This is a genomic window from Microbispora sp. GKU 823 (assembly GCF_002027145.1).
Classification (GTDB): Bacteria; Actinomycetota; Actinomycetes; order Streptosporangiales; family Streptosporangiaceae; genus Microbispora; species Microbispora siamensis.
Window position 1 is genome coordinate 78,524 of sequence record NZ_MWJN01000012.1, and the last position, 19,234, is coordinate 97,757.

The 19,234-nt window shown below is 72.3% G+C and carries 18 protein-coding genes, 3 pseudogenes and 1 riboswitch; of the genes and pseudogenes, 12 read left to right on the top strand and 9 right to left on the bottom strand.

Annotated features, from left to right (window positions below):
• Positions 1-67: 67 nt before the first annotated feature.
• The 4 genes and pseudogenes from B1L11_RS09470 to B1L11_RS09480 all read left to right on the top strand — a co-directional run.
• Positions 68-1,159, top strand: a pseudogene (locus tag B1L11_RS09470) (FAD-dependent oxidoreductase); the annotation flags it as partial.
• A gap of 90 nt (positions 1,160-1,249) precedes the next feature.
• Positions 1,250-1,594: a glycerol-3-phosphate dehydrogenase C-terminal domain-containing protein gene (locus tag B1L11_RS54630; protein WP_372974658.1), complete on the top strand. Its 345-nt coding sequence runs from the start codon at positions 1,250-1,252 to the stop codon at positions 1,592-1,594.
• A gap of 165 nt (positions 1,595-1,759) precedes the next feature.
• Positions 1,760-2,683, top strand: coding sequence for a sucrase ferredoxin (locus B1L11_RS09475; RefSeq protein ID WP_256862366.1), 924 nt, complete (start codon positions 1,760-1,762; stop codon positions 2,681-2,683).
• 116 nt (positions 2,684-2,799) lie between these two features.
• Entirely contained in the window at positions 2,800-3,114 is a 315-nt protein-coding gene (locus B1L11_RS09480) for a WhiB family transcriptional regulator (protein ID WP_076434697.1), read from the top strand.
• 90 nt (positions 3,115-3,204) lie between these two features.
• On the opposite strand, the gene B1L11_RS50175 is transcribed toward B1L11_RS09480, so the two are convergent.
• From B1L11_RS50175 to B1L11_RS09505, 5 genes and pseudogenes are all read right to left on the bottom strand, one after another.
• Entirely contained in the window at positions 3,205-3,561 is a 357-nt protein-coding gene (locus B1L11_RS50175) for a phosphoribosyltransferase family protein (RefSeq protein ID WP_256862367.1), read from the bottom strand.
• A 364-nt stretch (positions 3,562-3,925) separates the two neighbouring features.
• Complete coding sequence (rsgA, locus tag B1L11_RS09490; protein WP_218670996.1) at positions 3,926-5,026, bottom strand: ribosome small subunit-dependent GTPase A; 1,101 nt, start codon at positions 5,024-5,026, stop codon at positions 3,926-3,928.
• A 285-nt stretch (positions 5,027-5,311) separates the two neighbouring features.
• Positions 5,312-6,588: pseudogene (glyA, locus tag B1L11_RS09495) on the bottom strand (serine hydroxymethyltransferase).
• A gap of 9 nt (positions 6,589-6,597) precedes the next feature.
• Positions 6,598-6,699, bottom strand: a riboswitch (ZMP/ZTP riboswitch).
• Positions 6,700-6,723: 24 nt separating this feature from the next.
• Positions 6,724-8,181, bottom strand: coding sequence for a serine/threonine-protein kinase (locus B1L11_RS48005; RefSeq protein WP_218670997.1), 1,458 nt, complete (start codon positions 8,179-8,181; stop codon positions 6,724-6,726).
• A 32-nt stretch (positions 8,182-8,213) separates the two neighbouring features.
• Positions 8,214-9,182 carry a YihY/virulence factor BrkB family protein gene (locus tag B1L11_RS09505; protein ID WP_239108191.1) on the bottom strand — a complete coding sequence of 323 codons (969 nt, stop codon included), beginning with the start codon at positions 9,180-9,182 and terminating at the stop codon, positions 8,214-8,216.
• 402 nt (positions 9,183-9,584) lie between these two features.
• Between B1L11_RS09505 and B1L11_RS54635 the strand changes: the two genes are divergently transcribed.
• The 5 genes and pseudogenes from B1L11_RS54635 to B1L11_RS09525 all read left to right on the top strand — a co-directional run.
• Positions 9,585-9,668, top strand: coding sequence for a putative leader peptide (locus B1L11_RS54635; RefSeq protein ID WP_357054749.1), 84 nt, complete (start codon positions 9,585-9,587; stop codon positions 9,666-9,668).
• A 147-nt stretch (positions 9,669-9,815) separates the two neighbouring features.
• Positions 9,816-11,498, top strand: a complete 1,683-nt coding sequence (locus tag B1L11_RS09510; RefSeq protein WP_079314140.1) for a nitrite/sulfite reductase — start codon at positions 9,816-9,818, stop codon at positions 11,496-11,498.
• The gene (locus tag B1L11_RS09515) at positions 11,495-11,647 is read left to right on the top strand and encodes an Insertion element protein (protein WP_076434694.1); all 153 of its coding nucleotides are present in this window, start codon (positions 11,495-11,497) and stop codon (positions 11,645-11,647) included. The genes B1L11_RS09510 and B1L11_RS09515 overlap by 4 nt, the downstream gene beginning before the upstream one ends.
• Positions 11,648-11,708: 61 nt before the next feature.
• Positions 11,709-12,437 (top strand): phosphoadenylyl-sulfate reductase, encoded by a 729-nt coding sequence (locus B1L11_RS09520; RefSeq protein WP_079314141.1) that lies wholly within the window; start codon positions 11,709-11,711, stop codon positions 12,435-12,437.
• Positions 12,419-13,166 (top strand): annotated as a pseudogene (locus B1L11_RS09525) (sirohydrochlorin chelatase); the annotation flags it as partial. The gene B1L11_RS09520 and the pseudogene B1L11_RS09525, both read left to right, overlap by 19 nt.
• A 17-nt stretch (positions 13,167-13,183) precedes the next feature.
• On the opposite strand, the gene B1L11_RS50180 reads toward B1L11_RS09525, so the two are convergent.
• The 4 genes from B1L11_RS50180 to B1L11_RS50190 all read right to left on the bottom strand — a co-directional run bounded on the left by B1L11_RS50180 (position 13,184) and on the right by B1L11_RS50190 (position 15,289).
• Positions 13,184-13,966, bottom strand: coding sequence for a hypothetical protein (locus B1L11_RS50180; protein ID WP_256862379.1), 783 nt, complete (start codon positions 13,964-13,966; stop codon positions 13,184-13,186).
• A gap of 1 nt (position 13,967) precedes the next feature.
• Positions 13,968-14,465 carry a SigE family RNA polymerase sigma factor gene (locus tag B1L11_RS09530; protein WP_079314142.1) on the bottom strand — a complete coding sequence of 166 codons (498 nt, stop codon included), beginning with the start codon at positions 14,463-14,465 and terminating at the stop codon, positions 13,968-13,970.
• Between the two features lie 135 nt (positions 14,466-14,600).
• Positions 14,601-15,032 carry a LiaF domain-containing protein gene (locus B1L11_RS50185; RefSeq protein WP_256862368.1) on the bottom strand — a complete coding sequence of 144 codons (432 nt, stop codon included), beginning with the start codon at positions 15,030-15,032 and terminating at the stop codon, positions 14,601-14,603.
• Positions 15,032-15,289 carry a DUF1707 domain-containing protein gene (locus tag B1L11_RS50190; protein ID WP_256862369.1) on the bottom strand — a complete coding sequence of 86 codons (258 nt, stop codon included), beginning with the start codon at positions 15,287-15,289 and terminating at the stop codon, positions 15,032-15,034. Before B1L11_RS50190 ends, B1L11_RS50185 begins: the two co-directional genes overlap by 1 nt.
• Before the next feature lie 121 nt (positions 15,290-15,410).
• On the opposite strand from B1L11_RS50190, the gene B1L11_RS09540 reads away from it, so the two are divergent.
• The 3 genes from B1L11_RS09540 to B1L11_RS09550 all read left to right on the top strand — a co-directional run bounded on the left by B1L11_RS09540 (position 15,411) and on the right by B1L11_RS09550 (position 19,195).
• Positions 15,411-16,952: an ankyrin repeat domain-containing protein gene (locus tag B1L11_RS09540; RefSeq protein ID WP_256862370.1), complete on the top strand. Its 1,542-nt coding sequence runs from the start codon at positions 15,411-15,413 to the stop codon at positions 16,950-16,952.
• A 75-nt stretch (positions 16,953-17,027) separates the two neighbouring features.
• Positions 17,028-18,674 (top strand): isovaleryl-CoA dehydrogenase, encoded by a 1,647-nt coding sequence (locus B1L11_RS09545; protein ID WP_079314143.1) that lies wholly within the window; start codon positions 17,028-17,030, stop codon positions 18,672-18,674.
• A gap of 92 nt (positions 18,675-18,766) precedes the next feature.
• Entirely contained in the window at positions 18,767-19,195 is a 429-nt protein-coding gene (locus tag B1L11_RS09550) for an OsmC family protein (RefSeq protein ID WP_079314144.1), read from the top strand.
• The last annotated feature ends 39 nt before the right edge of the window (positions 19,196-19,234 follow it).

The following is a 19,234-nucleotide window of genomic DNA, read 5'->3' on the forward strand; positions in this document are numbered from 1 at the left end:
GGGTTTCCATAGCCGTCGCGCCTCCAGGTAGGTTACTCAAGAGTAATGCGGAAGTAGTGGAGGGGACATGAACTCCTCACTGAACGCGGCCAGGCGCCGGTGGGACCTCGACGAGGCGCGTACGGACGTCGTGGACGTCCTCGTGGTCGGCCTGGGGGCGACGGGGGCCGGAGCCGCGCTCGACGCCGCCTCACGCGGCCTGTCGGTGGCCGCCGTGGACGCCCACGACCTGGCGTTCGGCACCTCCCGGTGGAGCTCGAAGCTCATCCACGGCGGGCTGCGCTACCTGGCGAGCGGACAGGTCGGCGTGGCGTGGGAGAGCGCGGTGGAGCGCGACGCCCTGCTGCGCTTCACGGCGCCCCATCTCGTCGCCGCCCATCCGTACCTGCTGCCGCTGACGCCGGACGTCCCCCGGGGGCAGGCCGCGACCCTCATGACCGGCTACCGCCTGGGCGACGCGCTGCGGGCCGCCGCGGGCACGCCGCGGCGCCTGCTGCCCGGCCCCTCCCGGCTCGCGGCGGACCGGGCGCTCGCGCTCGCCCCGTCGCTGCGCGCGGACGGCCTGCGCGGGGCGCTGCTGTCGTGGGACGGGCGGGTGGTGGACGACGCCCGCCTGGTCGTGGCGCTGGCGCGTACGGCCGCCGCCCACGGCGCGCGGATCCTCACCCGGTGCCGGGCGCTGGCGCTCGCCGGGGACGGCGCCCGGGTGCGCGACGAGCTGACCGGCGACGAGTTCGACATCCGGGCCGCGCGGTGATCAACGCGACCGGGCGTGTGGGCCGGGGAGCTGACGCCGTCGGTGGCGCTGCGTCCTTCGCGGGGCACGCACCTCGTCCTGCGCCCCGGCGCCCTCGGCGCGCTGCGCGCGGGGCTGCACGTGCCGATGCCCGGCGAGCGCGCCCGCTTCGCGCTGGTGCTCCCCCAGGCCGACGGCCGGGTCTACGCCGGGCTGACCGACGAGCCGCTCGACGGCCCGGTCCCGGACGTCCCCGAGGCTCCCGAAAGCGACGTCGCGTTCCTGCTCGAACTCGTCGGGACGGTGCTGGAGCGGCCGCTGTCCCGCGCGGACGTCGCCGGCGCCTTCGCCGGGCTGCGGCCCCTGGTCGGCACGGCGGACGCGGTCGGCACGGTCGGCGCACCGGCCTCCCCCGACGGCCGGACGGCCGACCTGTCCCGCCGCCACGCCGTGCTGCGCTCGCCGGACGGCGTCGTGACGGTCGTGGGCGGGAAGCTCACCACGTATCGGCGGATGGCCGAGGACGCCGTCGACGCCGCCTGCCCCCACGCCCGCCCGAGCCGTACGGCGCGGCTGCCCCTCGTCGGGGCCGGGCCGGTGCGGCCGGGCACGCCCGGGCGGCTGGCCCGCAGGTACGGCTCGGAGGCCTGGGCGGTGCGCGACCTGATGCGCCGGGATCCGGCCCTGGCAGAACCGGTGGCGCTGGGGATCACCCGGGCCGAACTGGTGTGGGCCGTGCGCCACGAGGGCGCCCTGGACGCCGGCGACCTGCTGGACCGGCGGACCAGGATCGGCCTGGTGCCCGAGGACCGGGCGGCGGCCCTCCCCGCTGCCGAGGCCGCCCTGGCCTACACCTGACCCGCGCCCGTTCTCCTCCCGACCCCGCCCGCCCCCTTCCCGACCCGCAGCCCTCGCCGCGGGACGCATGCACGGGCATTGTGCGGACATTAACGTCGATTTACGGCCCCGCTCCCGCGACCTCTGGCTCGATTGGATAAGGTTAGTCTTACCTAAGAAACACGAGTGAAGGACGGGGACCGGATGGCCAACGGGTGCGAGCACCCCGCCGCCTGCCACACGGGGGAGGCGCCGATCCTGGCGAGCGCGACCAAGAAGGGCCGGTTCTGGCTGCTCATCGAGCACGCGGGGCCCTGGGCCGCGGAGCTGGAGGAGTGCCGGCTGCCCGACGACGTCCACCGGCTGATCTCCCGCGCCAGGGCTCTTGACATCCGGCCGCAACTGATCCGCCGGCCCGGCCGCCGCGAGACCCTCTCGGGCCCCCTGCACGTCTACGTGGCCGCGTCCGCGGTGGACGATCCGTGGCTCGCCGAGGGCTTCGTGGAGCGCCCCGACGATCTTGACCTGGGCGCTCTCGTGCACGGAGTGGTTCCGGAGTCCTGCATACTGGTGAGCGAGCCGATGTACCTGGTCTGCACGCACGGCCGGCACAACGCGTGCTGTGCGCGTCTGGGGCTCCCGCTGGCGCGGTCCCTCGACGAGAACCTGCCCGGCGAAGTGTGGGAAACCACACATGTCGGCGGCGATCGATACGCCGCCAACCTCGTATGCTTGCCACACGGGCTTTACTACGGCAGCATGTCTCAGGCTGCTGCGATCGCGGCGGCAAACGCGTACCGGCACGGCGAGGTCGTCCTCGACCGTTTCCGGGGACGCGCGGGTATCCCTGAGCCACTGCAGGCCGCCGAGCACTTCGTCCGGGCGCAAACCGGCGAGCTCTCGGTCGGCGGGGTGGCCGTGGAATCCTCCCGGTCGGTTGACGACACCACGATCTGCGTCGTGCGGCGCACGACGGAGCGTGGGACGTCGCGGTTTCGGGTCGTGGTCGAACCCACGGTGTTCACGGCACCGTGCGGGATGACCTGCGCCGACGGAATCCCGACCTACAGGTTGGCCGAGCTGAGCGAGCTCACGCCGGTATTGACCTGAGGGCTCCTCCCCGGAGCCGGGAACACCACGGCCTATCCCGGCGTTGGCACAAGGGACGCCACAAGCGTCCAATGCGGCACAAACACTGAAATACCTCTCACCAAAGGTGGTTTCTCATGTCTCAGGTACGTCGGCAGCTCGCCCGCCCGCGCCCCAGCTGGGGTTGGCAGGATGATGCCGCGTGCCGGGGAGAGGACCTGGTGCTGTTCTTCGGTCCTGACGGCGAGCGTCAGCCCGAGCGCGACATCCGGGAGCGCAAGGCCAAGGCCATCTGCGCTCAGTGTCCTGTGCGAGCGGAGTGCCTCGACTACGCGCTCTCCCGTCCGGAGAAGTACGGCACGTGGGGCGGCCTCAACGAGGACGAGCGCGCGTCCGAGCGTCGCCGTCGCATGCGCCGCGCCGCCAGCGCCGGCATCAGCGCCGTCGCCTGAGCGTTTCCCCCTTCCCCGACACGCGTCACCGCTGGGCGCTTCGCGTCCCGTCCCCCGATCCTCCGGGCGACGGCGCACGCGGAGCGCCCTTCAGGTGTCATCCGTCCCTCCACATCCCGCCCCGGCCAGCAGGCCCAGCACGTCGTCATCGGTGAGCTGGTCGAACCGCCGATACCACTGGCCCACCGCGCGGAAGTTCTCCGGCGTGGCCGGCACGACGACCTCGTCCGCCTCGCCCCGCATCGCCTCCACCGTCTCCGGAGCGGCGACCGGCACCGCGAGCGTCACCCGGCCCCGCCCCGCCTGGATCGTCCGTACGGCCCGCAGCGCCGCGCGCGCCGTCCCTCCGGTCGCCAGGCCGTCGTCCACCACGATCACGTCGCGGCCGCGCAGCTCCGGCAGCGGCCGATCTCCCCCGGTAGACCCGCACCCGCCTGGCCAGCTCACCCCGCTCGCTGCCGGTCACCTCCGCCACGTCCTCCGGCTCCAGGCCGAGCCGGTCGAGCATCTCGGAGTCGAACACGGGCCGCCCGCCCTCCGCGATCGCGCCGACCCCGAGCTCGGGCCGGGCCGGATGCCCGATCTTCCGGGTCACCAGCACATCGAGCGGGGCGCGCAGCCGCTCCGCGATCGGCGCGGCCACCGCCACGCCGCCGCGCGGCAGGGCGAGCACCACCGGATCCCGCGGGCTCATGTCCCACAGGACCTCGGCGAGCAGCGCCCCCGCCTCGGCGCGGTCGGCGTACGGCAGCCGCACCCGCATCGTCTTCACGCCCCGGTCATACCCGCCCGGGACGGGAGGCACCCGGCGCTACGGGCGGCTCATGCCCCTCATCTGCTTGTGGATCGTCTTCCACTTGCGGGTCTCCTCAGCACGCAGCCTGGCGTCGGTGCGGCGGGCCATCCAGGCGGCCTCGCGCTGGAGCCTGTTCCAGCTCTCCAGCCGCCGCTCCGGCAGCTCGCCCGACTCGACCGCCGCCAGCACCGCGCAGCCCGGCTCCTCCCGGTGCCGGCAGTCGGAGAACCGGCAGCTCCCGGCCAGCTCCTCGATGTCGGAGAAGACCAGGTCCACGCCCTCGCTCATCTCGTACAGGCCCACCCGGCGGATGCCGGGGGTGTCGATGACGAGCCCGCCACCGGGCAGCGGGATGAGCTGCCGGTGGACGGTGGTGTGCCTGCCCCGCCCGTCGGCGGCCCTGACCTGCTGGGTCTCCATGACCTCCGCGCCGGCGAGGGCGTTGACGAGCGTGGACTTGCCCGCGCCCGACGGGCCGAGGACCACCGCGGTCCCGGAGGGACCGAGATGGGCGCGCACCAGGTCGACGCCGTCGCCGGTGAGCGAGCAGACCGGGTGGACGTCGACGCCCGGCGCCGCCGCCGCGACGTCGGCGAGGAGATCGTCCAGCCCCTGATCGAAGAGGTCGGCCTTGGTGACGAGCACGACCGGCCGGGCGCCGCTCTCCCAGGCGAGCGCCACGAGGCGCTCGATCCTGCCGAGATCCGCGAAATCCGTGGCGTGCATGGACGGCTCGGCCACGAAGACCACGTCGACGTTGGCGGCCAGGACCTGGCCCTGGCCGTCGCCCGACAGCCCTCCGCGCGAGTCGCGGCTCACCCCGCCCCGGACGAAGGCCGTACGGCGGGGCAGCACCTCGGCCAGCTCGTAGCGGCCCTCACTGAGCCGGGTGAGCGCGACCCAGTCGCCCACGCACGGAAGCGCGAGCGGGTCTGCCGCCGCGGCCCTGCGTACCCGGGCGCCGAACCGCGCCTGGTGGGTTCCGTCGGCGGCGATGACCTCGGCGGCGCCCCGGTCGACCCGCGCCACGCGCGCGGGAACGGCGCCGCCGGGCAGGTCGGGGAGCTGCTCCGCGAGCCCGTCGTGCCAGCCGAGAAGAGAAAGATCGTTGAACACTGCTGGTGAACACCCTTCGGAAACCGGGTGTCCCAGCGAGAGAGACTAGGCGGACACCCGGGAGTTGACGGACGGCATGGTCGTCAGAAAGACCCGCATAGTCCTCACCTCCCTGGTCCTGGCCGCCCGGTGGCGGCGACGGGAGAACGCTAGCAGCACCCCCGCGGCCCCGCGCAACCGAATAAATCCACCCTCGTCCGCGCCGTGCGGAATCACAGGTGACACGACGACGGCTCCCCGCGACCTCGTGAGGCCGCGGGGAGCGTCGCTCGTCGCTTCCGGAGATCAGGACAGGCCGGGCGCGGGAAACCGGCTCGTCAGCTCGGTGACCTCGCCGTGCACCCGGGCGATCACGTCCTCCGCGTCGCCCTTGGCCACGGCGGTGACGACCTCGTCCATCCACGCGGCGATCTGGCGCATCTCGGCCTCGCCCATCCCGCGCGAGGTGACCGACGGCGTGCCGATGCGGATGCCCGACGGGTCGAACGGCTTGCGCGGGTCGAAGGGCACGGTGTTGTAGTTGGTCTCCAGGCCCGCCCGGTCGAGGGCCTGCGCCGCCGGCTTGCCCCCGACGCCCTTGGACGTGAGGTCCATCAGGATCAGGTGGTTGTCGGTGCCGCCGGAGACCAGGTCGAACCCGCGGGCGAGCAGCTCGTCGGCGAGCGCCTGGGCGTTCTTCACGATCTGCGCGGCGTAGGTCCTGAACTCCGGCTGGGCGGCCTCGTGCAGGGCGACGGCGATGGCGGCGGTGGTGTGGTTGTGCGGGCCGCCCTGCAGTCCGGGGAACACGGCCTTGTCGAGCGCCTTGCCGACCTCTTCGGAGTTCGCCATGAGCATCGCGCCGCGCGGGCCGCGCAGGGTCTTGTGGGTGGTCGTGGAGATCACGTCCGCGTGCCCGACCGGCGAGGGGTGGGCGCCGCCGGCGACGAGGCCCGCGATGTGGGCGATGTCGGCCGCCAGCACCGCGCCGACCTCCTTGGCGATCTCGGCGAAGGCCGGGAAGTCGATCGTGCGCGGGATCGCGGTGCCGCCACAGAAGATCAGCTTGGGCCGGTGCTCCAACGCCAGCGCGCGCACCTCGTCCATGTCGATGCGGCCGGTGTCGCGGCGCACGCCGTACCGGACCGAGTTGAACCACTTGCCGGTGGCGGACACCGACCAGCCGTGGGTGAGGTGGCCGCGAACGGCAGGCCCATGCCGAGCACGGTGTCGCCGGGGTTCAGGAACGCCAGGTAGATCGCGAGGTTGGCGGGCGAGCCGGAGTAGGGCTGGACGTTGGCGTGGCTCACGCCGAAGACCGACTTGGCCCGCTCGATCGCCAGCGTCTCGATCTTGTCGATGACCTGCTGGCCCTCGTAGTAGCGCTTGCCCGGGTAGCCCTCGGAGTACTTGTTGGTGAGAACGGTCCCGGTCGCCTCCAGGACGGCCCTGGACACGTAGTTCTCGGACGCGATCAGCTTGACGGTGTCGGCCTGCCGCCGTTCCTCCGCCCTGATCAGTTCGGCGATCTCGGGATCGACGGCGTTCAGCGAGTTCTCAGCCATGGCGCCTTCCTTCTCCACGTCGACGGCGGCGGCGACCCAGGCGCACGGCCTCCGCGAATTCGCTCCCCGGTGGTGCCCCACCTAGTGACGCGCCACAGGAGCACGTCAGCGCCAGTCGCGACGTCCCCACTTTATCGGAGCGGGACGACCCCCTCATTCCGGCGAGACGGGCAGCCCGGCGAAGAGCCCGAACCCGGGAGCGTCGAAACCGATCTCCTCCAGGCCCTCCGGCACATTCGTGTACGTCGCGTAGAGAGGAAGCACGTCACCCGGGTGGAAGAACTGGGTCGGGAGCGCGCTGCACAGGCAGCCGCCGTCCTTGCTCGCGGGCATGAACTTGGATCCGCTCGGCGGATCCACGAGGGCGGCGCCCGACATCTCAGCGCCGAACAGATCCCTCGGCCACCACCGGTTCCCATCCTTCAGGGTGACCGTCAGCTGCACGCTCACGGAGGTCCCCCGCCGCCGCACCGCGTCGATGGCCACGTGGAGCGAGGAACCGTTGAACGTGACGTCCCGGGTCGCCAGCGGGCCCTTCTGCGGTGTCGACCCGCCAAAGGGGCGCAGCGCCAGGACCAGGACCGCGGCGGCCACTACGAGCGCCCCACCCGCCGCCGCGACCGGCACCCACCGGCGGCCACGGCGCCCGCCCGTTCGGCCCGCCCCGGCCTCGTCCGGTGCCGTCCCGCCCGATCCGTCCGCGCCGTCCGGCGCCGTGCCCACGCGGCGGGTCGGCTCGGCGGGGGTCGCCCAGATGTCGCTGACGATCCTCGTGGCGGCCTCGACCGCCACCTCCTCCCGGCCGAGCAGCCGGTCGAGGAGCCGCTGGGCGCTCGGCCGCCGGGCCGGGTCCTTGTCCAGCGCCTGCTCGACCAGGGCCCGCAGGCGCTCGTCCATCCCCGTCAGGTACGGCACGTGGTGGGCGACCCGGTAGAGGACCTCCGGGGCCGGGCCACTGCCGAACGGCGGCCTGCCGGTGGCGGCGTACGCGACCACGCAGCCCCAGGCGAAGACGTCGGCCGCGGAGGTCACCGGCTCCCCCCGCGCCTGCTCGGGCGACATGTAACTGGGCGTCCCGATCACGGTGCCGGTCCGCTCGGCGAGCGTGTCGGCGAGGTGGGCCACGCCGAAGTCGATCACTCGAGGGCCGAGGGGCGAGAGCAGGATGTTGGACGGCTTGAGGTCGCGGTGCACGATCCCCGCCTCGTGGATGGCCGCGAGGGCCGTCGCGACGCCGACGGCGAGCGCGTCGAGGTTCGAGCCGGACAGCGGGCCCTGCGCGTCGATCACCGACGACAGGTCGGGACCGTCGACGTACTCGGTGACGAGATAGTGCCGGTCGCCGTCCCGCCCGACGTCGAGGAGCGGCGCGGTGCAGAACCTGGCGACGCGCTTGGCGGCCTCCGCCTCCTTGCGGAACCGGGCCCGGAACTCCTCCTGGGCGGCCAGCTCCGGCCGCATGACCTTGAGCGCCACCTGGCGGCCGGCCGGATCGCGGGCAAGATAGACGATGCCCATCCCGCCCTCCCCCAGGCGGCGTACGGGGACGTAGGGACCGATCGTGCGCCGATGGGTCGTGGTGGGGTCAGCGGCGGAAGGCTGTGCGTCCATCGACGCCATCCTTTCACCGCTACCGGGATGGATCAGTCCTTACCGGACTTGCGGTGATGGTGCTCGTGCCGGGTGGCGCCGCCCAGCGGCCACAGCCGGTCCACCTCCGCGTTCAGCGTCGCCCCGATGAGCACGGCCAGCGCGGTGATGTAGAGCCACAGCAGCACGGCGATCGGCGCCGCGAGCGAGCCGTAGATCGACAGCGGGGTGAACCAGGCCGCCAGCACCTCGCGCAGGAACGCGGCGCACACGATCCAGATCACCAGCGCCAGCACGGCCCCCGGAACCTCGCGCCACCAGCGCGTGCGATGCGGCACGCTCACGTGGTAGAGCAGCGTGAGCATCAGCACCGAGCCGATCACGAGCACGGGCCAGTAGAGGATCGTCACGAGCACGGCGTACCTGGGCAGGGCGGTGGACATCAGGGTGGGCCCGATGACCAGGATCGGCATGACGACCAGCCCGATCAGCAGCGCGGCGAGATACAGGCCGAACGACAGGACCCGGGTGCGGATGATCCCCCGGGTCTCCCCCAAGCCGTACGCGATGGATATCAGGTCCACGTAGACGAACAGGGCCCGCGAGCCCGACCACAGCGACAGCAGGAAGCCGACGGAGATCAGCGAGACCTGGCCGCCGCTCAGCACGTCGGCGAGCAGCGGCTTGACGACCCGCTGGACGGTGTTGTCGGTGAACAGCAGCTCGGACTGGTTCACGACCCAGCGCCTGATCTCGCCGATGGCGGCCGGGCCGAGCAGCCCGCTCAGGTGGCCCATGACGCCGAGCAGCCCGAGCACGAACGGCGGCAGCGACAGCAGCGCGAAGAACGCCGCCTCGCCCGCGAGGCCGGTCACCCGGTAGTTGACGCCCGCCATCGTGGTCGCCTTGACCAGGGCCCAGACGTTCGTCTCGCGCAGCCAGGTGACGCGCGCGCGGGCCAGCGCCATACCCTTGCGCGTGAGGCGCCGCGGCCTGCGCGACGGCGCGTCCGTGGAGGTCATGGCACCCAACCGGTCATGAGAACTGCGCTCTACCCGCTGCCGCGGCGGTTAGTACGTGACCTGCGGGCGGATTGTTCGCCGCCAAGGATAGGGGTCCCGGCGTCCTGCTCGCGAGAACCCCTCACGATCCGTTGCACGCGTACCCGTGCCATCTGTCCGTGACAGAGGGTTAACAATGGAAGCATGATCTGCCCAGCGTGCAGGGAGCACAGGCACGAGGAGTGCCGCGGCGGATCCTGGTGCGACTGCCAGCATCAGGAGCCGTCCGAGAGGGAGCACGAGGTCGAGCCGCCGGAGAACTGGGTCCGCAAGGGCTGACGACCCCGCGTCACATTGCCGTCACAATCCCGCATCCTGGACACGAACTTGGACATCCAGGATCTCAGAGGTATCGTTTGGGACATGCCAGCGGACCCGTTGCTCGTCGTGCGACGCCACGTCGATCTCCTGCGTGTCCGTAGCGCGATCTGTATCGACGCCGGCTGACCGTCGCCCTCCGCTGATCCATCCCGGGCGTTCGGCCAGGCGTCTTTTTCGTATGCCCTCACACTCGACGGCGAGGTGAGAGGCCGCCTGCGCCGACGTCCGCCGAAACCCGATCTCAGACCGAGCCTCGGAGAAGGACGTGTGCCCATGAGCACCCCGGCCCGCCCGGCGAACCGCCACCACAAGCGCCCGCGCGGCGAAGGTCAGTGGGCTCTCGGTTACCGTGAGCCGCTGAACAAGAACGAGGAGAACAAGAAGGCCGATGACGGGCTGAACGTCCGCCAGCGGATCATCGACGTCTACTCCAAGCGCGGCTTCGACTCCATCGACCCCGCCGACCTGCGCGGCCGTTTCCGCTGGTTCGGCCTGTACACCCAGCGCAAGCCCGGCATCGACGGCGGCAAGACCGCGATCCTGGAGCCCGAGGAGCTGGACGACCGCTACTTCATGCTGCGCGTCCGCATCGACGGCGGCCGGCTCAGCCTTGAGCAGCTCCGGGTGATCGCCGACATCTCCAACGAGTACGCCAGGGGCACCGCCGACGTCACCGACCGCCAGAACATCCAGCTCCACTGGATCGCGATCGAGTCCGTCCCGGACATCTGGCGGCGGCTGGAGGCGGTCGGCCTGTCGACCACCGAGGCGTGCGGCGACACCCCTCGTGTCATTCTCGGCTGCCCTCTGGCCGGGATCGACGCCGACGAGGTGATCGACGGCACGGAACAGATCCGCGAGATCTACGACCGGTACATCGGGGACAAGGCGTTCTCGAACCTGCCGCGCAAGTTCAAGACCGCGGTCAGCGGCTGCCCGGCCCACTGCACGGTCCATGAGATCAACGACGTCGCGTTCGTCGGCGTGGTGAACGAGCAGGGCGAGCGCGGCTTCGACGTCTGGGTGGGCGGCGGCCTGTCGACCAACCCGATGTTCGCCAAGCGGCTCGGCGCGTTCGTCCGGCCCGAGCAGGTCCACGAGGTGTGGGCCGGGGTCGCGGGGATCTTCCGCGACTACGGCTACCGCCGCCTGCGGCACCGGGCCCGGATCAAGTTCCTCGTCAACGACTGGGGCGCGGAGAAGTTCCGCCAGGTCCTCGAGACCGAGTACCTCAAGTACGCCCTGCCGGACGGCCCGGCCCCGCAGACGCCGCGCAGCGGCCGACGCGACCACGTGGGCGTCCACCCGCAGCGGGACGGCAACTTCTACGTCGGCTTCGCCCCCCGGGTGGGCCGGCTGGACGGCGACACCCTGCACCGCATCGCCGACATCGCCGAGCGGCACGGGTCCGCCCGGGTCCACACGACGGTCGAGCAGAAGATGGTCATCCTCGACGTCGCCCCGGACCAGGTGGAGTCGCTCGTGTCGGAGCTTGAGGCGGCCGACCTCCAGGTCAACCCGTCCACCTTCCGCCGCCAGACGATGGCCTGCACCGGCATCGAGTACTGCAAGCTCGCGATCGTCGAGACCAAGGCGACCGCGTCGGCACTGATCGACGAGCTGGAGCGGCGCCTGCCGGACTTCGCCGAGCCGCTGACCATCAACGTCAACGGCTGCCCCAACTCCTGCGCCCGCATCCAGGTCGCCGACATCGGCCTGAAGGGCCAGCTCGTGGTCAACGACAAGGGCGAGCAGGTCGAGGGCTACCAGGTCCACCTGGGCGGCTCGGTCGGGCTCAACCCGAGCTTCGGCCGGAAGGTCCGCGGGCTCAAGGCCACGGCCGAGGAGCTGCCCGACTACGTGGAGCGGGTCGTGCGCAACTTCGAGAAGCAGAAGAACGACGGCGAGACCTTCGCCGAGTGGGTCCAGCGCGCCGACGAGGCCGACCTCAAGTGAGCGAGCGGGCGGCGCCGTTCTACTGCCCGTACTGCGGCGAGGAGGACCTGGAGCCCTACGTGACCGAGGAGGAGAGCCACGGATGGTACTGCAGGTCCTGTGCCCGTGCCTTCCGGGTGAAATTCCTCGGCCTCGGCGTGCGTTCGTGATCCCTGAAGGCTTTTCATCCAATCATCCGATGAACCAATGAACGACGTGTGAGGAGTAGCGATGTCGGTGGCGGAGATAGAGGCAGGGCTGGAGCGACAGCGGGTGACGCTGGACCTTCAGGGCATCGTGGAGTCCGCGGCGCGCTTCCTTGAGGACGCGCCCGCCCGGGAGATCATCCGGTGGGCCGCGGCCACCTTCGGCGACCGTCTCTGTCTCACCTCGTCGATGAGCGACGCCCTGCTGATCGACCTGGTCAGCAGGGTCAAGCCCGGCGTCGACGTGCTGTTCATCGACACCGGCTACCACTTCGCCGAGACCATCGGCACGCGGGACGCGGTCGAGGCGGTCTACCAGGTCAACGTGATCAACGTGAAGCCGTCCAGGACCGTCGAGGAGCAGGACCGCGACCTGGGGCCGCGCCTGTACGGGCGCAACCCCGACCTGTGCTGCTACCTGCGCAAGGTCGAGCCGCTCAACCGGGCGCTCGAGCCGTACCTCGCCTGGGTGTCGGGCATCCGCCGTGACGAGTCGCCCACCAGGGCGAACACCAAGGTCGTGGAGTGGGACGCCAAGCGGCAGATGGTGAAGATCAACCCCATCGCCCGGTGGACCCAGGAGGACGTCGACAACTACATCGCCGACAACGGCGTCCTGATCAACCCGCTGCACTACGACGACTACCCCTCGATCGGCTGCGCGCCCTGCACCCGCCGGGTGGCGCCGGGCGAGGACCCGCGCAGCGGCCGCTGGGCCGGCCTCGGCAAGATCGAATGCGGTATCCATCTGTGACGACCGTCCCGCACGCAGGCGCGCCGCTGGTCGCGGTGGCGCACGGGTCCCGCGACCCGCGCGCCGCCGCGACCGTGGAGGCGCTGCTCGACGGCGTACGGCGGGCGCGGCCCGGCCTGGACGTCCGTGCCGCCTATCTCGACCACGCCACGCCGTCGCTGCCGCAGGCGCTGTCGGGGCTGGACGAGGCCGTCGTGCTCCCCCTGCTGCTCACCGCCGCCTATCACAGCCGGGTGGACATCCCGGCGGCGCTGCGGGAGGCGGGCCGGCCGCACGCCGCTGCTGCGGGCCGTCTGCGGCCCCACGCTCGGCCCGCACCCGCTGCTCGTCCGGGCCCTCGAACGCCGCCTCGCCGAGGCCGGCGTGGAGATCGGCGACCCGGATACGGCCGTGGTGCTCGTCTCGGCCGGGTCCAGCGACCTCCGGGCGAACGCGACGATCGCCGCCGTCGCCCGCGAGTGGGCACGCACCCGCCCCTGGTGGTCGGTCACCGCCGCCTACGCCTCGGCCGCCGCGCCCACGCCCCGGGACGAGGTCGTACGGCTGACGCGCGCGGGCGCCCCGAAGGTCGTGGTGGCGCCTTACCTGCTGGCCCCCGGCTACTTCGCCGACGCCGTGGAGCGCGACACCCTGGAGGCCGGGGCGCACGCCGTGGCAGGCGTCCTCGGCCCCGCCCCCGAACTGGTCGCTCTCCTGCTCGAACGCCACGCCCAGGCCGTACGCGCCGCCTCCGCGGGCCGCGTGACCTACTCGGCGGGAGACGACGGCCGGTCACAGGCCGACGAAAGGATCTCCTGCCCGTTCGGCTTGCGGATCACGATGTCCCTGTCACAGTTGATGGGCGTCGGCGCCACGGCCAGCACCCACGCCTCCCGGATCGTCACCCTGGCGCGGGTGCGGTACTCGCCGGTCTCGCCGACGACCCGCTCGGCCTCCTGCTCGCCGAGCGCGGGAATCGGCGCACCCGGGTCGCGGTCCGCCGCCACCCGCTGGACCGGCACCAGCGCGACGTCCACCTCGTTGGGTCCCTTCAGATCCCTGCCGGACTCGTCGATCCACGAGATCAGGTGATCGACCTGGTCGCTCTGGACGCCGCAGACGCCCTGCGTCTCCAGCCGGCCGTTCAGCCAGACGAACACGTACGACGGCTCGCGGCAGTCGACCTGCACGTTCACCGACTCGCTGATGCTCGTGTAGGGAAACCGCAGGACGCGCCCGCCCGTCTCGATCTCCTTCTGGAGGAACACCCGCTGCCCCGCGAGGTACGACACCCCCGGGGTCAGCGAAGGGCCGGCCATGGCGGCTGCGGTCCCCGGGCCGTCGTCGGGTGCGATCGTGACCGTACGCGGCGCGGTCGCCACCATCACCGCGGCGGCCAGGCCGGCGGCCAGCACCGCCCCCGCGGCGCCGCGACGGCGCCGGATGCGCCGCACCCGCCGGTCGACGTCGGCCAGGGTGACGCCGGCGCCGTTCACTACGGAGGCGTCCCGGGCGAGCAGGTCACGCAGATCGTCGTCGGTCATCGTCATGTCAGCCCTCCAGGCTCATCGCGGAGCGGGCGGCGGAATCGACGCGCAGCCTGGCCAGGGCCCTGCTCGCCTGGCTCCGCACGGTGGCGACCGAGCAGCCGAGGATCTCCGCGATCTGGGCGTCACCCAGGTCGGCGAAGTAACGCAGCACGATCACGGCACGCTGTTTCGGCGGCAGGCAGGTGAGGGCCTGCCGTACGGCCTCGCGGGAGCCGAGCAGATCGGCGGAGTCGCCGACGGCCGGTTCCGGCAGCACGTCGGTCGGCTGCTCGCCCCGCCAGCGCCTGCGCCACCAGGAGGCGTGGGTGTTGGCCAGGATGCGGTAGACGTACGGGTCGGGGTTCTCGCCGACCCTGCGCCAGGCCAGCCACGCCTTGGCCAGCGCCGTCTGGAGCAGGTCCTCGGCGGTGGCCCAGTCGCGGCAGAGCAGGTAGGCCGTCCGCAGCAGTCGGTCCGAGCGCTGCTCCACGTAGCGCTCGAAGTCGGCCCGGTCGCGCATGTGCGGCCCCCAGGTTCTCGGTGATCCCTCGATGAACGGTCACCGATGACTACGCCCTGGGAGCGTCCCTCCGTTGCCTCGCACGGCCATCCGGTTCAGGACGGGGTGGTGCGGGCCGGATCGGTACGGCTGGGATCAGTGCAGGCCGTGGTGGCGGCGGTCCGGGACCTCGTAGCCGCCGTAGCCCGGCCGCCGGCGGCGCTCCTGCCACCACTCGCTCCAGGCGAACCAGCCGCGCTTGATCGGCTCGGCCCGGGAGTCGCCGATGATCTTCACGTCGCCCATCAGCACGTACGCCGTGATCTTGACGACGGGGGCGGACTGGCCGCGGGGGGCCTCGACCACCTGGACCTTCTTGTCCCCCATGATCGTGATACCGGAGAGCTCGACGTCGACGCCGTCCGGCACGATGATCTTCACGTCGCCCATCACGCACGTGGCGACGATGTCCACCTCACGCCCGCGCACCTCCGCCTGGCGCAGGTCGAGGACCACGTCGCCCATGACGCAGACCGCACCGATGCCGTCGTCGATCCGCCACGTGCCGGTCCTCTTGGCGTCGCCCATCACCGCCACGATCCACTTGCGCATCCTGCCTGCGGGGCGGCCGGCACGGCGGGAGCGGAGGAAGGAGCGGGCGCGGCACCCGGCAGGTCGGCGGTGATCTGGGCGAGCTCGCCGTGGGTCTGCGCCAGATAGGCCGCCTCGGTCCGCTCGGTCAGTTCCGCGAGGGTCAGCCGCCCCTCCGCGGACGCCACGCGCAGCCGTTCCACCACGGACTCGCGTTCGGCGTCGGATGCCCGCATACCACCCGGATCGTTCACGCCCTTCACCGTATCCCGGCCGGCCCCGCTCTCCCTCCTCCCTGGGAACGATCCTGGGGAACGATCCTGCGAGACGATCCCTGCGGACGAGGCCGGAACAGGGTTGTGTGAGCATGGAATCGTGACCCGCAGCAGACTGCTGGAGGCGATAGCGGGAGGGGACGTCGCGCGGGTGGCGGCGATGCTGCACCCGGACACCGCCGTGAACCCCGCTCAGGGGACGACGCCGCTCTACCGGGCGGCCGTCGCCGGTCACCACGACATCGTCAGGCTGCTCCTGGAGTACGGCGCCGACCCGGACCAGCCGAGCGGGGGGCACGAGGAGGGCCTTCCGCTCTGCGCGGCGGCGTGCTGGGACCACGCCGAGACCGTGCAGGCGCTGCTCGACGGCGGCGCCGACCCCGACGCGGCGGAGGAGGGCGGCTGGACGGCCCTGCTGTGGGCCGCGGCCAACGGCAACCTGGAGTCGGCCGACATCCTGCTCGACGCCGGGGCCGATCCCGGCCGGGCCGACGACGACGGCGACACCCCGCTGACACTGGCCACGATCTTCGGGGCGTACGGGATCGTCTGGTCCCTGCTGGAGCACGGCGCCGACCCGTCCGCGCCGGGCTGGGACGGCGCGACCCCGCTGGAGATCGCGGCACGGCTGGCGGCGGTGGATCTCGAAGCCCTGTTGCGCGAGGAGGTCGCGACGAGGGTGGAGGGCGAGCACACGGTGCTGGTGGTCCACGCCTCCGCCGCGGACGGCACCCGACGGGTCACGGTCGAGGCGCGGGGCGCCGACGGCGACTACTCGATCACCCGCCAGCAGGGGCACGCCGCGATCGCGACGGTCCTGGAGGCGGCTCTCGGCCTGCGGCCACCCGCGGACGTGCTGCTCAGGCGCGTGCTGCCCTACCGCGACCTGGACGAGGACGACGAGACGTGGTGGGCGGCCGTGCACGCGCTCCAGTCGCGCCACAACGAGGAGACGTTCCTGGCGCTGGCCCGGTTGTGCGAGAGCGACGACCAGGTGGAGCGGGAGTTCGGCGTCGACGTGCTCGCGCAGTTCGGCCAGGAGGCGGGGCTCGGCAAGAAGACCGGGCTCGGCAAGGAGGCGGGGGCCGGCCAGGGCGCCGTGTCCCTGACCGCGGGGCACGACCCCTACCGGGACCGCGTCCTGGAGATCCTGCGCGACATGGCCCGGCACGAGACCGAGCCCGCGGTCGTCGAGGCGCTCCTGCACGCCTTCGGCCACCAGGCCGACGAACGGGCGCTCCCCGAGGTGCTGAAGATCGTCAACAGCCCGGGCCGGGAGCCGACGGTCCACGATCCCATCGCGCTCGCCGCGGTCCTGCCCCCGGACGACGAGGACGGGCTGAGCACGCTGATCCGGCTGAGCCAGTGCGACGACGACGAGGTGCGCGACTGGGCCACGATGGGCATCGCCGGGCTGCCCGCCGACACCCCCTCCATCAGAGACGCCCTGGTCACCCGGCTGACGGACCGCGATCTGACCACGGTGGCCGAGGCCGCGCGGGGCCTGGCCGGGCGCGGGGACCGGCGCGCAATCGAGGGCGTCCACCGGGTGCTGTGCGAGGCGCGCGCCGACCAGGACTACGCCCGCGACCTCGCCCTGGAGGCGGCCCAGGAGCTCGGCCTGGAAATCTCGGGCGCCTGACCGGATCTCCGCCCGGTGTTTGTCCCGGCCGCCGGAAATGTTGAGATGGAGTCCCGGCATCGTGGACGTCCCGGTATGGACGAGTCCCGGCATCGACCACAGGAGGACCCAGTGACCCACGACGTGACCAACCAGGTGCCCCCGTTGACCGGCCACGACGTCTCGGCCGACCCGGCGCTGCTGGAGGGGCTCGTCAGGGAGGGGGCGGACTGGGCGACCGGGGAGCTGCGCCAGCTCGGCCTGCTGGCCGGTTCGGCGAAGGCGCAGGAGTGGGGGCGGCTGGCCAACGAGCACCCGCCCGTCCTGCGCACTCATGACCGGTACGGCAACAGGATCGACGAGGTCGAGTTCCACCCGGCCTGGCACGAGCTCATGACGGTCGCGGTCGAGAGCGGCGCGCACGCCGCGCCCTGGACGTCGGCCCGGCCGGGCGCGCACGTCGCCAGGGCCGCCAAGTTCTTCACCTGGTCGCAGGTCGAGGCCGGGCACGGCTGCCCGATCTCCATGACGTACGCCGCCGTGGCCGCGCTGCGGCACTCGCCGTCGCTACGGGCGGAGTGGGAGCCGCTGCTGGCCTCCCGCACGTACGACTTCGGGCTGCGCCCGCCGCAGGACAAGCGCGGCGTGCTGGCCGGGATGGCCATGACCGAGAAGCAGGGCGGCTCCGACGTGCGGGCCAACACCACCAGGGCGGAGCCGCTGGGCGACGGGAGCTTCGCCCTGACCGGCCACAAGTGGTTCAACTCCGCCCCGATGTGCGACGTGTTCCTGGTGCTGGCCCAGGCCCCGGGCGGGCTGTCGTGCTTCCTGCTCCCCCGCGTGCTGCCCGACGGCACCCGCAACGCGGTGCGCCTGATGCGGCTGAAGGACAAGCTCGGCAACCGGTCGAACGCCTCGGCCGAGGTCGAGTACGAGGGCGCGGTCGCCTACCTCGTCGGCGAGGAGGGCCGGGGCGTCCGGACGATCATCGAGATGGTGAACATGACCAGGCTCGACTGCGTGATCGGCTCGGCCGCCGGCATGCGGTACGGCCTGACGCAGGCGCTCCACCACGCCCGCCACCGCAGGGCGTTCGGCCGGACGCTGGCCGAGCAGCCGCTGATGCGCTCGGTGCTCGCCGACCTGGCGCTGGAGTCCGAGGCGGCGACCACGCTCATGATGCGCCTGGCCGGGGCGACCGACCGGGCCGTCGGGGGCGACGCGGCCGAGGGCCTGTTCCGCCGGGCGGCCCTCGCCGCCGGCAAGTACTGGGTGTGCAAGCGGGCGCCGGTCCACGCGGCCGAGGCGCTGGAGTGCCTCGGCGGCAACGGGTACGTCGAGGAGTCGCAGATGCCCCGGCTGTTCCGGGAGTCGCCGCTGAACGGCATCTGGGAGGGCTCGGGCAACGTGGCCGCCCTCGACCTGATGCGCGTCATGGCCAGGGAGCCCGAGGCGGTCGAGGCGTTCTTCGCCGAGGTGGCGCTGGCCCAGGACACGAGGGTCGCCGACGCGGCCGAGCGGGTGCTGAAGAGGCTCGCCTCGGCGGGAGAGGCCGACGCGCGCCGGGTGGCCGAGGAGATGACGCTGGTCCTCCAGGCGTCCCTGCTCGTACGGCACGCCCCCGCCGCGGTGGCCGACGCGTTCTGCGCGTCGCGCCTGTCCGGCGACTGGGGGCGCGCCTTCGGCACGCTGCCCTCCGGACTCGACCTGGAGGCGATCCTGGACCGCGCGGCGCCGGCGTGAGCCGACCGGCCATGCCGGTGAGCCCATCGCGTCGGCGGCGGCGTTAAGGTCGCTGCTGACGGATTAAGACTCGCTAGTGAAGGGAAGTCGCCATGGCGACCACTCGTACCGCGACGACGCAGTGGAAGGGCGCGCTGCTCGACGGTTCGGGCACCGTTTCGCTCGACTCCTCCGGGGTCGGCACCTTCGACGTCTCCTGGCCCTCGCGGGCGGAGGAGGCCAACGGCAAGACGAGCCCGGAGGAGCTGATCGCCGCCGCCCACTCCTCGTGCTTCTCGATGGCCCTGTCCAACGGCCTGGCCAAGGCCGGCACGCCGCCGCAGTCGCTGGAGACCCGGGCGGACGTGACGTTCCAGCCGGGTGAGGGCATCACCGGCATCGTGATCTCCGTCCGCGGACAGGTTCCCGGCATCTCGGCCGAGGACTTCCAGCAGGCCGCCGAGACGGCCAAGGCGAACTGCCCGGTGAGCAAGGCGCTCGCCGGCACGACGATCACCCTCAACGCCGAACTCGTCGGCTGAGCACCAGCGGGAGCCCCCGCCGGACCGATCCGGCGGGCC

Excerpts from the sequence above, each read along its gene's own strand:
- B1L11_RS54630 (WP_372974658.1), top strand. The coding sequence starts at position 1,250 with ATGGCCGAGGACGCCGTCGACGCCGCCTGCCCCCACGCCCGCCCGAGC.
- B1L11_RS09480 (WP_076434697.1), top strand. The coding sequence starts at position 2,800 with ATGTCTCAGGTACGTCGGCAGCTCGCCCGCCCGCGCCCCAGCTGGGGT.
- B1L11_RS48005 (WP_218670997.1), bottom strand. The coding sequence starts at position 8,181 with ATGGACGCACAGCCTTCCGCCGCTGACCCCACCACGACCCATCGGCGC.
- B1L11_RS09505 (WP_239108191.1), bottom strand. The coding sequence starts at position 9,182 with ATGACCTCCACGGACGCGCCGTCGCGCAGGCCGCGGCGCCTCACGCGC.
- B1L11_RS54635 (WP_357054749.1), top strand. The coding sequence starts at position 9,585 with ATGCCAGCGGACCCGTTGCTCGTCGTGCGACGCCACGTCGATCTCCTG.
- B1L11_RS09510 (WP_079314140.1), top strand. The coding sequence starts at position 9,816 with ATGAGCACCCCGGCCCGCCCGGCGAACCGCCACCACAAGCGCCCGCGC.
- B1L11_RS09520 (WP_079314141.1), top strand. The coding sequence starts at position 11,709 with ATGTCGGTGGCGGAGATAGAGGCAGGGCTGGAGCGACAGCGGGTGACG.
- B1L11_RS50180 (WP_256862379.1), bottom strand. The coding sequence starts at position 13,966 with ATGACGATGACCGACGACGATCTGCGTGACCTGCTCGCCCGGGACGCC.
- B1L11_RS09530 (WP_079314142.1), bottom strand. The coding sequence starts at position 14,465 with ATGCGCGACCGGGCCGACTTCGAGCGCTACGTGGAGCAGCGCTCGGAC.
- B1L11_RS50185 (WP_256862368.1), bottom strand. The coding sequence starts at position 15,032 with ATGGGCGACGCCAAGAGGACCGGCACGTGGCGGATCGACGACGGCATC.
- B1L11_RS09545 (WP_079314143.1), top strand. The coding sequence starts at position 17,028 with ATGGACGAGTCCCGGCATCGACCACAGGAGGACCCAGTGACCCACGAC.
- B1L11_RS09550 (WP_079314144.1), top strand. The coding sequence starts at position 18,767 with ATGGCGACCACTCGTACCGCGACGACGCAGTGGAAGGGCGCGCTGCTC.